Below are 14,428 nucleotides of genomic sequence, written 5' to 3'. Positions count from 1 at the left end.
CAATGCTGCCACCGGCCGGCTGCCCTGCTCGGCTCGATGCCGCCACCCCGGACAACACGGACAACGCGAGCGCATCACGACGCTTTCGCGCCCGCCGTGTCGAAGTGGTCGGCGACGTGGTCGACCGCCGAGAGCAGATCGTGCGCGGTCAGCAGATGCGGATTGCGAGTGACCTCTTCGCGCTGCGCCAGCGCCGCCAGCACGAGCTTGCGCACGCGCCGGCCGTCCCAGCCCGCACACGCCCGGGCGAGCTTGGCGTGCAGGCCGTCGTCCTCGGCAAGCGGGGCGACGCCGGACCACAGCACGGCCAGCTCGGCCAGGCTGTGCCGAATGATCCGGGCGATCGTCGCCGTATCGGGCAACGACAGCCGCAGCACGAGGTCCGCCCGTGACAGGAACGCCTCGTCGACCGCATCGGTGAAGTTGGTGGTCGCCAGGAACAGCACCCTGGGCAGCTCCGCCGCCACCGAGTCGATGCCGGCGAGCAGGGCATCGGTGGCCCGGTGGACGTCGACCGGGTTGGCGCTGAACGACGCGCTCGACCTACGCACCGCGAAACTCTCCACCTCGTCGATGAGCACGACCGTGTGCGGCCGACGGGCCGCGAGTTCGGGGATGGTGTTGGTCATCAGCGCACTGATGTTGCGCTGACTCTCCCCGAGCAGCTCGCTGGGGAAGGCGTGCGGATCGATCTCGACGTAGGTCGTCGCGCCACGCGGCGCGGCTGCCCTGGCCGCGGTCTGCGCCAAACCCCGTGCCAACGTGGTCTTTCCGGTCCCGGGCGGCCCCGCGAGAATGACCAGCCCGTGGGGCAGGCCCGCCAGGGTGGCCAGCGCGGGTCCGTGCAGCAGGGTCAGCAGGGCGTGATTGAGCAACCGCTGCTTGACCCCGGGCGGGGTGATGATGTGGTCCCACGGCCCGTCGTGGTGATCGGCCGGAAGCACATGCACCGACAGCACCCCGGGCGGCAGGGCCATCGGCGTCACGGCCATGTCGGCCTGGTGACCTCCGGCCAGTCGATGGTGGTGATATCACCGGCCTGGGCGTCACGGATGTGCTGCGGCGGTTCCTCGAACAGCACCATCGGATCCATGAGCACCCGCATCGTGTCGAGCAGGCTGTCGAACATGTGGATCCGGACCACCTTCGCGGTGTTCTCGGGGTCGCCGTTGAAGTGCTGGTGCCACAGGAAATGGTCGACGACGATGAGATCGCCCTTCTTCCACGGATGGTTCGTACCGCCCTCGGGTTCGGTGCCGAGGTAGCTGTGGCCGGTGCCCTCGAGGACGTACAGCCACGCCTCGCCGGCGTGGCGGTGCATCGACTGGCCCCGGCCGGGGCCGATCTCGAACATCGCCATCGAGATACCCGACGCCTGATAGCCGTTGCCGCGGTCGAGCAGGAATGTCGTCCGGGTTCCGCGCGGTGTCGGCAGCAGTTCGAGCTCGTCCCAGTCCGTGTGCAACCTGCCCGACCGGCGCGCGCGCTGGTCGGCGGCCAGCCGCCGCATGCGACGCGCATACGGGTCGTCGCCGTCGATCCCGCGGGAATAGGCGGGCCGCGGCGGTAGCTCGGCGACCGGGGTGTGGCCGGCGTCCTCGAGGATCGACATGCCCATCGTTTCCAGCAGCGGCTCGCTGGAGAAGGACACGTAGCGTGCGGTCGTGTCTCCGTCATTGCCGGATCGGTGCCACGACCAGGCCGGCAAATGCAGCGAATCGCCTGGGCCCCAGTCGATCCGCTCACCATCGATCTCGGTCCAGCCGTGACCCGCGATCACCAGCACCATCGCGTCCCACGAGTGCCGGTGCACAGTCGAGACCACACCCGGGTCGACCTCGTGCACCAGCGCGTCCATCGACCGCGTGGGCCTGTCGCCGTCGGCGCCGACGTACACCCCCACCCGGGTTCCCCGTGCTGTCTCGGCGAGCGCAACGTCCTCCAAGGCGACGACGGTCTTCTGGTAGCCGCGCCACTCCTCGATGAAGTCGGCGCGTCGCTTCTTCTGGACGTGATAGTGCGACACCTTCGTCGTCGTTCGCGAGACCATGTATTCCCTTTCCTGGCAACGGATTCAGCTGGTGAATGGACGGGTTAGGCCTGGCCGCCCCGGTCGGTGACCGCCTTGTAGGCGTCGCTCCACTTCTTCGGGTTGTCCATCAACTCTTTTTCGGGCACCAACACGGTCTCCGCTCCCGCCAGTGGATCGTCGGCGGTGGGGATCGCGCCGATGCGGTTGGCGGCGGCGATCTCCTGCTGCCCGTCGGTCAGTAGGAAGTCCAGGAACAGCATCGCGGCCGCGGGGTTCTTCGCCGACTTCATCAGCCCGGCGCCGTTGGGGCGCAACACCACCGGGTTGACCGGCTTGCCGTCGAGCTTCCACGCCACCGGCGCACCCTTGGCCGCGGCATTGTCGACGGTGTGCGAGTAGATCGACACCGCAACGTCGAACTGCCCTGCCGACAGGAGCTCCCCCATCACCGTGTGCCCCTTGGCGATCTTGGCATTCGCCGCGAGCTTGCTGAAGAAGTCGTCGATCTGCTGGTCGGACATCCCCTGCGCCTTGTAGTAGTCGTACATCGCTGCATACCAGTCGAAATCGCCGATCTCGAAGCCCACGCGGCCGGCCCATTGCGGTTCGGCGAGCTCCTGCAGCGACTTCGGCTCGGTGCCCGGTGCGACCTTGTCGGTGTTCCAGCCGATCACAAAGGCATTGAAGCGGTCCGCGGTCCAGCCGTCCTTACGTCCCTCCGGGCGCACCTTGTCACGCAGTTCGCCCTCGTAGGGATACAGCAGCTGTTGTTCCTGCAATGCGTTGAGTTCCCCGGCGTTGGTCTCGATGATGTCGGCGCCCTGGTAGTTGGCACTCGCCTCCTGCAACGCGCGCTGGAGCACCGTCTCCGAGTTGGCGCGGTAGGTGTCGACCTTGATGCCGTACTTGGCCTCGAAGGCCTTCACGACGTCGTCCATATCCGTATTCGACGTGTAGAGCGTCAGGCGGCCTTCCTTCTTGGCCAGATCCAGCAGGGTCTGCGACCGCTCGTCGCCCGACAGACCGTTGATCTGTTCGTAGACCTGCTCGGCGACGGTGGGGCCCGACGCCGCCGATCCCGGGTTGCCCGCGGTCGGGCTTGCGCCGCACGCGGCGACGAGCATCATCAACACCGCCGCTACCAGATATCGGCCCGAATATTTGATCACGACAACTCCTCGGACTCTTATTGGAAGAATGGACTGACACTCAGACCATTATGTGTTTTGTATCACGCCTGCGCCGAGATGTGAAGGGGCGCGACCGCTCAGATGACGAACGCTTCGGCCGTCTCGGCGGCGAACAGGTCACCGGCCCGATAGCGCCGCCGGGACAAGCCCTGATCATGGTGATATCCGAGGAAGACATCCAGCCCCGCCGCGTTCTCGCCAATTCCGTAGGACCAGTAGTCCTTGCCCAGCAGCGCCCTGGATTCCTCCACGTGCTGGATCAGCCAGGGCTCCATGAAGCGCAGCGCGGACGAATCGTAGATCCGGTTGTTGGCCTCGTCGCGGGCCGCCACGAACGCCTTGTACAGCGACTGGGCCACCCACCGGTGGCGTTCGTAGACGTCGTTGCGGATCACCACCACATGCATGACGGGGAAGATGCCCGTCGTGGCGAAATACTGTTTCTCCACCGCGACCACGTCGCCGAACAACCGACCGACCCGTGGATCGCCATCCCGGAACGGGCTTGGCACGCGCGGGCTGTAGAGCGCATCGATCCGCCCGTCGGCCAGCATCTGCGACAGCGTCGCCCCTTCGGGTATCGGGTGGATGTCCAGGCCGGTCTCGACCCGGCCCTTCTCGATCCGCCCAGGCGCCTCCTGCCCGCCGGTGTGGTAGGTCACCGAATCGATGGGCACGCCGTGGTGCTCGGCGAGGATGCCCCTGATCCACACCCCCGCCGTCAGCTGGAACTCCGGTGTGCCCACCCGTTTGCTCCGCAGGTCCGACGGCGCCGAAATGCCTGCGCCGGTGTTGATGTAGATCCCGCCGTGACGGAACATCCGCGAGGTGAACACCGGCAGCGCGATGAACGGTCGCGGATCGCGGTCCAGTGTCGCGACGTAGGTCGACAGCGACATCTCCGCCAGATCGAATTCCCGGTGCCGAAGCATTCGGAAGAACGTCTCCTCCACCGGCAGCCGCAGATACGTCAGCTCGATGCCGTCGGGACGGACGCTGCCGTCCTCGAGCGCGCGGGTGCGGTCGTAGTCACCGCACGCCAGCGCCAGGCGCAGTCGCGACATGTTCCACCTCCTCCGGACGTTGCTGCTCGAGCAGCCGCCGGTGCAGGCGCGGGTAGACCCTGCGGGCGTTGTGCTCGACGACGGCCTGGCGGTCGGCGACGGACAACCCGACATTGCCGACGTAGGCCAGGGTGTCATCCCATGCGATGCCGGTGAGGGGATCACCGCCGCGGACGGCTCCGAGCATCTCGGAGGCGAACAGGATGTTCTCGGTCGGGATGACCCTGCACAGCAGGTCGATGCCGGCCTGGTGGTACACACAGGTGTCGAAGAAGACGTTGCGCAGCAGTTCACCGGGATCGGGCCTGCCGAGCCGGGCGGCGAGTCCCCGATAGCGTCCCCAGTGATAGGGCACCGCGCCGCCGCCGTGCGGGATCACGAACCGGAGATCGGGGAACCGGCCGAACAGGTCGGATTCGACGAACTGCATGAACACGCTGGTGTCCGCGTTGAGGTAGTGCGCGCCGAGGGTGTGGAAGTTCGCGTTGCACGACGTCGACACGTGCAGCATCGCTGGCACCTCGAGTTCGACCATCGCCTCGTAGAGCGGATACCAGTACTCGTCGGTCATCGGCGGCGTCGTCCAGAAGCCCGCCGACGGGTCGGGATTGAGATTGCAGCCGACGAAACCGAGTTCGTCGACGCACCGGCGCAGCTCGTCGATGACCGGGCGCAGATCCCCGCCCGGCGTCTGCGGAAGCTGTGCGACCGGGGCGAAGGCGTGCGGGAACAGCACGCTCACGCGGTGGACCAGGTCATTGGATGCCCGAGCCCATGCCGATGCCGCCGCCTGATCGGGAACGTGATGCTCCATTCCGGACGCCTTGGGCGAGAACAGCATCAGATCGCCACCGCGCTCCCGCAGGACGCGCAGCTGGTTGTGCTCCACGCTGTCGCGGATGGCGTCGTCGCTGATCTCCCCCGGCACGGGCGGCGGCAGGCCCGGGGCCCCGAGCGCGGCCAGTTGCTCGTCGCGGAAACGCTGATGCGCCGGCGGGGCGGTGGTGTAGTGCCCGTGGATGTCGATGATCACGGGGTCACTCCGGCGTCTTCGGCGTCGACGTAGCGCAGGCCGAGCCGGTCGAGGTCGGCACGCATCGAATGCACATCGAGGCTCAGTTCACCGCGCTGGTAGCGCTCGCGTGAGCGGGCCTCCTTCTCCTCACGGGCCCCGGCGGCCGCGAGCACGTCCGCGGCCTGCACGCGCGGGACGATGACCACCCCGTCGTCGTCGCCGATCACCACGTCACCCGGCTCGACCCTGGCCTGTGCGCACACCACCGGCACGTTGACCGACCCGAGCCGCTTCTTCACCGTGCCCTGGGCGGACACGCATTTGGACCACACCGGGAACTTCATCGCCGCGAGTTCGGCGATGTCGCGGCACCCCGCGTCGATCACCAGCCCACGCACCCCGCGGGCCGCCAGCGCGGTGGCCAGCAGCTCGCCGAAATATCCGTATTCCGAAGGTGTTTCGGGCGCGACCACGACGACGTCACCGGCGCGGCACTGCTCGACCGCGACGTGGATCATCCAGTTGTCGTCGGGTGGGACGGTGACGGTGACAGCCGTCCCGCACACCCGCGCACCCGGGTAGACGGGGGTGATGTAGGGCGCCAGCAGCCCGGTCCGGCCCTGCGCCTCGTGGATGGTGGCCACCCCGTACGGGGCCAGCCCCTCGACGGCAGCCGGATCGGCCCGCAGCGGATTGCGTACGACGATCGACATCGATCAGGACTCCTTTTCCAGCCAGGGCATCAGTGAGATGTGGATGACGTCGGCGTCGTGGGTGTCGCCGGCGAGCGCCCGGATGGCGCGGTCCACGTCGGTCAGGCCGAACCGGTGCGTGCTGAGCCGCTCCAGCGGAAAGCGCCCCGAACCCAGCTGCTGGAGCGCCAACTCGCACGCGCGATAGCTGTGGCCGCGGGCGCTCTTGATCGTGATGGCCTTCTCGGTGAGCTTCTTGATCGGGAAGTCGGGGAACGCCGCCAGCTCACCCTGGATCAGCAGCGTGCCCTCCCGGCGCTTGAGCACGTCGATCCCCAGCAGCACGGGCCCGACACCGGCCCGCGACGTGCAGTCCAGCACGAAATCGACGCCCCTGCCGCCGGTGACGTCCATGACCCGTTCGTAGGGATCGCCGGCCTGGATGTCGATCACCTCGTCGGCGCCGAGGTCGCGAGCAAGGTCGAGGCGCGCGGCATCCCGGGTCGTGCCGCTGATGATGATCGTCGAGGCGCCCGCCTGCTTGCACGCCACCACCTGCGCCAGACCCTGCTGACCGGGCCCCTGGATCAGCACCGTGTCGGCATAGCCGACGCCGGCGGCCAGCAGCGCCCACTCGATACCGTTGGACAGCGGCGTCACCAGACCGGCCAGTTCGGCGCTCACACCGTCGGGCACCTTGTGCACCACCGCGTTCCACGGCAAGTACATGTACTGCGAGAAGCCACCCCACAGCGTGCCGTGGTTGTCCGACGAGGTGTAGCCGTAGCGGCGCGCGTCGGCGTTGGTCCGCCAGTCGGTCGCCTCGCAGTGCCGGTACTCGCCGATACGGCACCATTCGCAGGTGTAGCAGCCGACATAGTGTTCGACGAACACGCGATCGCCCTCGGCCACACCATGCAGCCGCTTGAACTTCTCCCCCGCCACCGCGATGGTGCCGACGTTCTCGTGCCCCATGATCACCGGATCGGCGAAGGGCGGTTTGGCGTACATCTTGACGTCGGTCCCGCAGATGCCCGCGACCTCGACCTTCAGCAGCGCGGCATCATCCGACAACGCAGGCATCGGCAACTCGCGTAGTTCGGTTGTGCTCGGTGCGGTTCTGACGGCGGCGAGAACGCTCTCGACCATCGATCACCCCTCGGGAGTCGTATGTTTGGCATTATGGTCATGCCAATATACCATCAGTGTGTTGCAGGACACTAGGGATGGGACCGAGATGCCCGACATGAACCACGTGCTGACCACCCTGACCCGGACCCAGGGGGCCAATCGGGCGCTGAAGGACGGGACGGTGACCCCGCGGGACTTTTCCTTCGAGTTCACCGAGATTCCGGTCCTCGTCCAGGGGTTCCGCAGAATGGTGCGGGACCTGGAGTTCGACGTCAGCGAGATGGCGCTGACCACCTACCTCACCGCGCGCGAACACGGAGTGGCCTTCACCGCACTGCCGATCTTCCTGGTGCGCGGGTTCCACCATGCCGCGATCCGGTACAACGTGCGATCGGGCATCCGGCACCCCAAGGACCTCGAAGGGCGGCGCGTCGGGGTCAACCGTGGCTACACGGTGACCACCGGCGTCTGGGCGCGCGGCATCCTCGCCACGGAGTACGACGTCGCCCTGGACCGGGTGACCTGGGTGTTGTCCGGCGATGAGCACGTCGCGTCCTACGTTCCGCCTGCCAACGTTGTCGCGGCGGGCCGCGATGCCGACCTGGCCGCAATGCTCATCGACGGCGACCTCGACGCGCTGATCGGCGTGGAGGTCGATCACCCCGACGTCGCGCCGCTGATCGCCGACCCGCAGGAGGCCGCGCTGGCCGCGCTGGGGCAGCGCGGCTTCTATCCGATCAATCATCTGGTCGTGGTGAAAAACGCAGTCCTGGACCGCTATCCGAACGTCGGTCAGGCGGTGTTCGACGCCTTCGACGCGGCCAAGCGCAGCTATGTGGAACGCCTTCGGGCCGGGCAGGGGACGGCCGCGGACCGGCCCTACGTCCAGGTCATGGAGACCACCGGGGCCGATCCCCTGCCCTACGGCATCGGGCCGAATCGGGAGATGCTCGAGCAGCTGATCGGCTACGCGCTGTCGCAGCGGATCTTGACGAAGCCGGTGAGCGTGCAGGACGTGTTCGCGCCTGTGCATGCCGCCTGAGCCGTCACGCGGCCTGAGCCGTCACGCAACGATCAGCTCACGCAGCCGCAGGCGGGTGTCGGCGGCCGTCTCGGCGGGAATCGTCGAGCCCTGGGTCAGCGCCTTGCGGACCGCCATGTAGTCGGCGCCTGCGTTCACCGCGTCCACCGCGAGCAGGGCGCCGTCACGGTAGTACAGCACCGAGAACGACTCGCCGTCGACGTCGCCGCGCACGACGTGGTGGGTGTGCCCGGCCGACAGCCCGGCGATCTGCAGCTTGAGATCGTACTGGTCGGACCAGAACCAGGGCACCGCGTCGTTGGCCTCGCGACGGCCCATCAGCGTCGCGGCCGCCGCCTTGGCCTGGCTCACGGCGTTCTGCACCGATTCCAGCCGCACCAGGCCGTCGCCGGTCAGCGGGTGCGGCTGCGTCGTGCAGTCCCCCGCGGCGACGACCGCCGGATTGCTGGTCCGGGCATGGCGGTCCACCACGATGCCACCAGCCGTCTGGAGACCGAGCTGGCGTGCGAGTTCCGTGCGCGGCTCGACACCGATCCCCACGATCACCAGATCCGCCGGTATCGTCGTTCCCTCGCCCAGCCGCACCTCACTCACCGTGCCGTGCGCGCCGCCGAGCGAAACGACCTGTGCGCCGAGGCGAATCTCGACACCCCTTCGGGTGTGGGCGGCGCGGTAGAACTCCGAGACCGCCGGGGCGACGGCCCGGCCGATGAGGCGATCGGCGGCCTCGACGACGGTGACGGTCTTTCCCTGGGTGCGGGCGACCGCGGCCGCTTCCAGGCCGATGAAGCCACCTCCGATGACGACGACGGACTCGGCGCCGGCCTGCATCGCGCGCAGGGCCGCCGCGTCGTCGGCCGTGCGCAGATAGGCCACCCCGCCCAGCTCCGCACCCGGCACGGGCAGCCGTCGTGGGCGTGCGCCCACGGTCAGCGCCAACCGCTCGAATGGCAGCACGCGACCGCTGCCCGTGATCGCGGAACCCGACGGACCCCCGTTGTCCAACTCGACGCTCTCGATCCGGTCGCCCGTGAGGAGCGTGATGTCGTTGTCGGCGAGGAACTCCGGTGCACGCAGCGACAGCTGACCGAGGTCGGCGTCACCCTGCAGATAGGCCTTGGACAATGGCGGCCGCTGATAGGGGGCGTGCGGTTCCTCCCCCACCAGCGTGATCGGGGCCGTATCACCCGCATCGCGCAGGGACACCGCCAGTTGCAGCCCGGCCTGGCTGGCGCCGATGACGAGCGTGCCCGCGCCCACCGTCACTGCTCCGCCGGAAGATGGACGGTCAGACCGTCGAGGTCCTCGGTCACCTTGATCTGGCAGGACAGCCGGCTGGTGTCGCGGCGGTCCGCGACGCCGAGGTCGAGCAGGTCGTCCTCCATGTCGCCCGCCGCGCCCACGCAGGCCGAGAACTCGTCGTCCACGTAGACGTGGCAGGTGGCACAACTGCAGTTGCCGCCGCACTCGCCGATGATGCCCGGGACGCCGTTGCGCACGGCAACGGCCATGACCGACTCACCGACCTGGGCGTCCACCACCCGTGCGGCACCGTCGAGGGTGATGAAGACAACCTTCGGCATGCGCTTCTCCTGAATCTTTTGGTATTACCATTGTACCTTAGTCGAACACAGCCGCTGACTCAAGTACTTTCGTTCCCCGCATTTGGTGTTACCATAAGGCCGTCATCCACATCCTGCGACCCGCCGCCCGCCGGGGCTGCGCCTCCGACGAGGACCGGACATATGCGCATTGCCATCGCGACCGACCACAACGCTGTGTCGTTGAAGTCCCACCTGTCGTCCTGGCTCGCAGAGCGGGGCCATGAGGTCGAGGATCGCGGGGTCGACGACGAGGACATCGTCACGGACTACCCGCCACTGTGCGCGGACATCGGCGCCCGGGTCGTCAACGGGTTCGCCGACTTCGGCGTCATCCTCGGCGGAAGCGGCTGCGGCGAGCAGATCGCCGCCAACAAGGTACGCGGTGTGCGGGCCGCACTGTGCCACTGCGTTTTCACGGCGGAGATCGCCCGCGCCCACAACGACGCCAACGTACTGGTCATGGGCGCCAAGGTGGTCGCACCGGCCCTGGCCGAACGCATCCTGGCGGTCTGGCTGGCCACGCCGTTCAAGGGTGGCCGCCACCAGGACAGAGTCGATCAGATCGCCGCACTCGAACAGTCGCCGGCATGAGACCCGGTGCGCTGGTGCTGTTGCGGCACGGCGAGAGCGTCGCCAACGCCGAGGACAGGTTCGGCGGCTGGCTCGACTATCCGCTGACCGCGCGGGGCCGCCGCCAGGCCGAGGAGGCCCGCCGGCTGATCCGCGATGCAGGGCTGATGCCATCGGCAGTGCACACCTCCTTGCTCAGCCGCGCGATCGACACCGCCGATATCGTTGCCGGCGAATCGATTCGAAGCGCGTCGGGCGTTGCACGAAGCTGGCGGCTCAACGAACGCCACTACGGTGCGCTGCAAGGAAGGCGGCGTATGGCGGTGCGCGAAGAGTTCGGCGCCGAGCTGTTCTCCAGCTGGCGCCGTTCGTATGATCTGGCCCCGCCACCGATCGGCACCGATGACCCGACACACCCCCGCCATGACCCCAGGTACGCCGGCCTGGATCCCGGCGAGCTGCCCGGCACGGAATCGCTCGCCGATGTGCGTATGCGCCTGATCCCTTACTGGCTGCGCGAGATCACTGGCGACTTGTCCGCGGGAAAGGTCACTCTTGTTGTTGCGCATGGCAATTCGCTGCGCGCGCTGTGCATGGTATTGGACCGGCTTTCGCCGGAGGGGGTGCGCGCCCTGCATCTGCCCACCGGCGTACCCCTGCGATACGACCTCGACGGCACGCTGAGACCGCTGACGCCGGGTGGGGTGTATCTGGATCCCCAACGGGCCGCCGAAGGCATCGCCGAGGTCGCGGCTCAGGGCACGGTCTGACCCGATTCCGCCGCCCGGCGACCGTCGCGGGGCAGTTCGTCGTGCGGGAACAGGTGGGCGATCCGGTCGACCGAACGGTGCGCCCGCGAGCCGGTGGTCAGCAAGCCGACGATCAGCACGGCGAGCCCGAGCCCGACGATCACCCACATCGCAGGCCTGCTCGCGGCGACGAAACCCACCGCGATCGGCCCCGTGACGTGGGAGCTGACAACAGATCCGACGATCGCGACCCCGAGGCTCGTCCCGATCTGCCTGCTGGTCGTCGCGACCGCGGCGGCAACGCCGGCGTGGCTGCGTGGCATGCCGGACACCGCCGTGTTCGTGATCGGCGCGTTGACCAGGCCCTGCCCGACACCGAAGGCCAGGTATCCGGCCAGCACGAAGGCCATCGGCGCGTCTGCCCCCGTTTGCAACACCATCAGCCCCGCGACACAGATCATCGCGCCGGCCAGCAGCAGCGACGGACGGGGTCCGTACGCGCCGACCATACGTCCGGAAATCGGTGCGCACACCAGCACCGCCAGGCCGAGCGGAAGGATACTCAGCCCCGCCTGCAGGGGTGATAGGCCACGAACCATCTGCAGGTACAGCGTGTTGAGGAAGAGGAATCCCGCGAACGCCGCGAATGCGCAGACCGCGATCAGCGTCGCACCGGCGAACGGAACGCTGCGAAAGAAGCGCAACTCGATCAGCGGGTCGTCGCGCCGCGGTTCGTGGAACACCAGCACGCCGAGCGCCACGCCGGACACGCAGAAAAGCGAAATCGTCTGCACCGAAAGCCAGCCCGCGTTGGGTGCCCCGATGATCGCGGAGATGAGGCCGGCCAGCAGCACCACCATCGCGACCTGACCGACCACATCGAGCCTGCGCGGGCGCGGCGATCGCGATTCAGGCACGAACAACGCCGTACCCACCAGGGCGATCACGACGATGGGCACGTTGATCCAGAAGATGGCCCGCCAGCCGATCAGCTCGACGAGGATCCCCCCGATCGGGGGGCCCAGTCCGATCGCGAGGCCGGAAACGCCGCCCCACACTCCGATGGCGCGGGCGCGCGCACGCGGCTCGGTGAACACGTTGGTGATGATCGACATCGCAACGGGATTGAGCATCGAGCCGCCGAAGGCCTGCACCATCCGGAACACGATCAGCCAGCCCACCGACGGGGCCAGGCTGCACAGCAGGGAGCCGGTGGCGAACACCGCCAGGCCGGTCCGAAAGGTCCGGCGCCGGCCGATGCGGTCGGCGGTCGACCCCGCCAACAGCAGAAAGCCGGCCAGCACCACGACGTACGCGTCGATCGTCCACTGCAGCGCCGCGATCGGCGCATCGAAATCGGCGCTGATCGACGGCAGTGCGACGTTGACGATGGTGGCGTCCATGCTGACGATGAACAGGCTCAGGCAGCAGATCGCCAGCACCAGATTGGGGCGGTCCGGCGCCGGCGCCCGGCGCGCCAGGGGCCGGCGGCTGCACATATCCGCGATGCTAGTCCGGGTGCCGCCCGAAATGCCAGACCATCATGCCAATTGATCCGCCCGCGCTCTCCGGGCGGGTCAGTCCAGAATGCGGCGGGCTACGTTGGTGCTGACAAGGTCGAGCAGTTCGTCGCTGCGCCCGGCGAGGATGGTCCGGATCGCGTAGAGCGAGAACCCCTTCGCCTGCTCGACGGTGATCGCCGGCGGTATAGACAGTTCCTGACGCGCGGTCACGACGTCGACGACGGCGGGCCCGTCGTAGGCGAAAGCGGCCGCCAACGCGTCCTGCAGGTCGCCCGGTGCCTCCACCCGCCTGCCGAACACCCCCATGGCCTGCGCGATCGCCGCGAAGCTGGGGTTGACCAGATCGGTGCCGAACGTGACGATCCCCGCCGCCTTCATCTCCAGCTCCACGAAGTTCAGCGACGAGTTGTTGAACACGATCACCTTGACCGGAAGCCGATTCTGGATCAGGGTGATCAGCTCGCCAAACATCATCGTCAGGCCGCCATCGCCGGCCAGCGCCACCACCTGCCTGCCGCGGTAGGCGGTCTGGGCGCCGATCGCATGCGGCAGCGCACACGCCATCGTGCCGTGGTTGAACGATCCGATCAGCCTGCGGCGACCGTTCATGGTCAGATAGCGCGCCGCCCACACCACCGGCGAGCCCACGTCGCAGGTGAACACCGCGTCAGCGGACGCCAGCCGATCTGCAAGTGCGGCAACGTATTCCGGTCGGATCGGGGTGCGATCCCTATCGTTGACGGCGAGTTCGTCCAGCCTGCGCCGGGTCTTGGCGTAGTGCCGCAGTGCGCGGTCCAGGTGCAGCCGGTCGTACTTCTGGCGCAGCTGCGGCGCGAGCGCGACCAGAGTGTCCTTGACCGTGCCCACCAGACCGAGGTCGATCGGGGTGCGCCTGCCGAGGTTTCGGCCGCGGATGTCGACCTGGATGACGGTCGCGTTGTCGGGATAGAACTGCTGATACGGGAAGTCGGTGCCGAGCATCAGCAGCACGGCCGCTTCCTTGATCGCCTTGTAGCCCGAGGCGAAGCCGAGCAGTCCGGTCATGCCGACGTCGTACGGGTTGTCGTACTCGACGAACTCCTTGCCCCGCAAGGCGTGCACGATCGGTGCGTTCAGCGTCGCGGCCAGCTGTACCACCTCGTCGTGGGCACCGGCCACCCCCGCACCGGCCAGAATCGTGACGCTCTCGGCGGCGTTGAGAATCGCCGCTGCCCTACGCAGTGACGCATCGTCGGGCCGGACCACGGAATTCGTCGCGACGACGGGGCGAGAGCTCCAGCCGGAGGCTTCCGCGCGCTGTAGGAAGATCTCTCCGGGGATGACGACGACGGCAACCCCGTTCTCCTCCACCGCCGCGCGCATGGCCATCTCCAGGATCCGGGGCGCCATCTCCGGGGTGCTGACGAGCTCGCAGTAGACGCTGCAGTCGCGGAACAGCTCCTGCGGATGGGTCTCCTGGAAGTATTCCGAGCCGATCTCGCCGCGCGGAATATGGGCGGCGATCGCCAGCACCGGCACCCTGCTGCGCTGCGCGTCGAACAGGCCGTTGATCAGGTGCAGGTTGCCAGGCCCGCAGCTGCCCGCGCAGACCGCCAGCCCGCCGGTCAGCGCCGCGTCGGCCGCAGCGGCGAACGCCGCCGTCTCCTCGTGGCGAACGTGTTCCCAGGTGATCTCCCCGGAGCGGCGCAGCGCATCGGTGAACCCGTTGAGGCTGTCGCCCGGTAAGCCGTAGACCCGCTGAACCCCGCTGAGGCTCAGGGTGGACACGATGTGATCCGCAACGGTCGCCATCGCCGCCCCCTTCCGCGTTTTCGCT

General features: G+C 68.0%; 14 protein-coding genes. 3 read left to right on the top strand and 11 right to left on the bottom strand.

Annotated features, from left to right (window positions below; genetic code table 11):
- Positions 1-74: 74 nt before the first annotated feature.
- From ADBZ6K_RS17755 to ADBZ6K_RS17725, 7 genes are all read right to left on the bottom strand, one after another.
- The gene (locus tag ADBZ6K_RS17755; protein ID WP_526349022.1) at positions 75-992 is read right to left on the bottom strand and encodes an AAA family ATPase; all 918 of its coding nucleotides are present in this window, start codon (positions 990-992) and stop codon (positions 75-77) included.
- The gene (locus tag ADBZ6K_RS17750) at positions 983-2,050 is read right to left on the bottom strand and encodes a cupin domain-containing protein (RefSeq protein WP_526349020.1); all 1,068 of its coding nucleotides are present in this window, start codon (positions 2,048-2,050) and stop codon (positions 983-985) included. The genes ADBZ6K_RS17755 and ADBZ6K_RS17750 overlap by 10 nt, the downstream gene beginning before the upstream one ends.
- Positions 2,051-2,094: 44 nt before the next feature.
- Positions 2,095-3,201 (bottom strand): extracellular solute-binding protein, encoded by a 1,107-nt coding sequence (locus ADBZ6K_RS17745; RefSeq protein ID WP_526349018.1) that lies wholly within the window; start codon positions 3,199-3,201, stop codon positions 2,095-2,097.
- A gap of 98 nt (positions 3,202-3,299) precedes the next feature.
- Complete coding sequence (locus tag ADBZ6K_RS17740; RefSeq protein ID WP_526349016.1) at positions 3,300-4,286, bottom strand: substrate-binding domain-containing protein; 987 nt, start codon at positions 4,284-4,286, stop codon at positions 3,300-3,302.
- Entirely contained in the window at positions 4,252-5,319 is a 1,068-nt protein-coding gene (locus ADBZ6K_RS17735) for an amidohydrolase family protein (RefSeq protein ID WP_526349014.1), read from the bottom strand. The genes ADBZ6K_RS17740 and ADBZ6K_RS17735 overlap by 35 nt, the downstream gene beginning before the upstream one ends.
- Positions 5,316-6,014 (bottom strand): 4-carboxy-4-hydroxy-2-oxoadipate aldolase/oxaloacetate decarboxylase, encoded by a 699-nt coding sequence (locus tag ADBZ6K_RS17730; RefSeq protein ID WP_526349012.1) that lies wholly within the window; start codon positions 6,012-6,014, stop codon positions 5,316-5,318. The genes ADBZ6K_RS17735 and ADBZ6K_RS17730 overlap by 4 nt, the downstream gene beginning before the upstream one ends.
- 3 nt (positions 6,015-6,017) lie before the next feature.
- On the bottom strand, positions 6,018-7,142 hold the full coding sequence (locus ADBZ6K_RS17725; RefSeq protein WP_526349010.1) for a zinc-dependent alcohol dehydrogenase: 1,125 nt from the start codon (positions 7,140-7,142) through the stop codon (positions 6,018-6,020).
- Between the two features lie 88 nt (positions 7,143-7,230).
- Here ADBZ6K_RS17725 and ADBZ6K_RS17720 point away from each other — a divergent pair, with 88 nt between their 5' ends.
- A complete protein-coding gene (locus tag ADBZ6K_RS17720; RefSeq protein WP_526349008.1) occupies positions 7,231-8,166 on the top strand; it encodes a substrate-binding domain-containing protein in 936 nt (311 codons plus the stop codon).
- 21 nt (positions 8,167-8,187) lie between these two features.
- Here ADBZ6K_RS17720 and ADBZ6K_RS17715 read toward each other — a convergent pair whose 3' ends face one another.
- Together ADBZ6K_RS17715 and ADBZ6K_RS17710 are read right to left on the bottom strand one after the other, a co-directional pair.
- The gene (locus tag ADBZ6K_RS17715) at positions 8,188-9,426 is read right to left on the bottom strand and encodes an NAD(P)/FAD-dependent oxidoreductase (protein WP_526349006.1); all 1,239 of its coding nucleotides are present in this window, start codon (positions 9,424-9,426) and stop codon (positions 8,188-8,190) included.
- A 2-nt stretch (positions 9,427-9,428) separates the two neighbouring features.
- Positions 9,429-9,749, bottom strand: a complete 321-nt coding sequence (locus ADBZ6K_RS17710; RefSeq protein WP_526349004.1) for a 2Fe-2S iron-sulfur cluster-binding protein — start codon at positions 9,747-9,749, stop codon at positions 9,429-9,431.
- Between the two features lie 162 nt (positions 9,750-9,911).
- Between ADBZ6K_RS17710 and ADBZ6K_RS17705 the strand changes: the two genes are divergently transcribed.
- Positions 9,912-10,361, top strand: coding sequence for an RpiB/LacA/LacB family sugar-phosphate isomerase (locus ADBZ6K_RS17705; protein ID WP_526349002.1), 450 nt, complete (start codon positions 9,912-9,914; stop codon positions 10,359-10,361).
- Positions 10,358-11,110 (top strand): 2,3-bisphosphoglycerate-dependent phosphoglycerate mutase, encoded by a 753-nt coding sequence (locus ADBZ6K_RS17700; protein ID WP_526349000.1) that lies wholly within the window; start codon positions 10,358-10,360, stop codon positions 11,108-11,110. Before ADBZ6K_RS17705 ends, ADBZ6K_RS17700 begins: the two co-directional genes overlap by 4 nt.
- Here the strand turns inward: ADBZ6K_RS17700 and ADBZ6K_RS17695 are convergent.
- On the bottom strand, positions 11,095-12,588 hold the full coding sequence (locus ADBZ6K_RS17695) for an MFS transporter (RefSeq protein WP_526348998.1): 1,494 nt from the start codon (positions 12,586-12,588) through the stop codon (positions 11,095-11,097). The two genes, ADBZ6K_RS17700 and ADBZ6K_RS17695, sit on opposite strands and share 16 nt — an antisense overlap.
- Positions 12,589-12,666: 78 nt before the next feature.
- The gene (gene poxB, locus ADBZ6K_RS17690; RefSeq protein ID WP_526348996.1) at positions 12,667-14,403 is read right to left on the bottom strand and encodes a ubiquinone-dependent pyruvate dehydrogenase; all 1,737 of its coding nucleotides are present in this window, start codon (positions 14,401-14,403) and stop codon (positions 12,667-12,669) included.
- Between the last annotated feature and the right edge of the window lie 25 nt (positions 14,404-14,428).

The organism is Mycobacterium sp. (assembly GCF_044223235.1).
Taxonomy (GTDB): domain Bacteria; phylum Actinomycetota; class Actinomycetes; order Mycobacteriales; family Mycobacteriaceae; genus Mycobacterium.
This window is presented reverse-complemented; position numbering and strand designations above follow the sequence as displayed.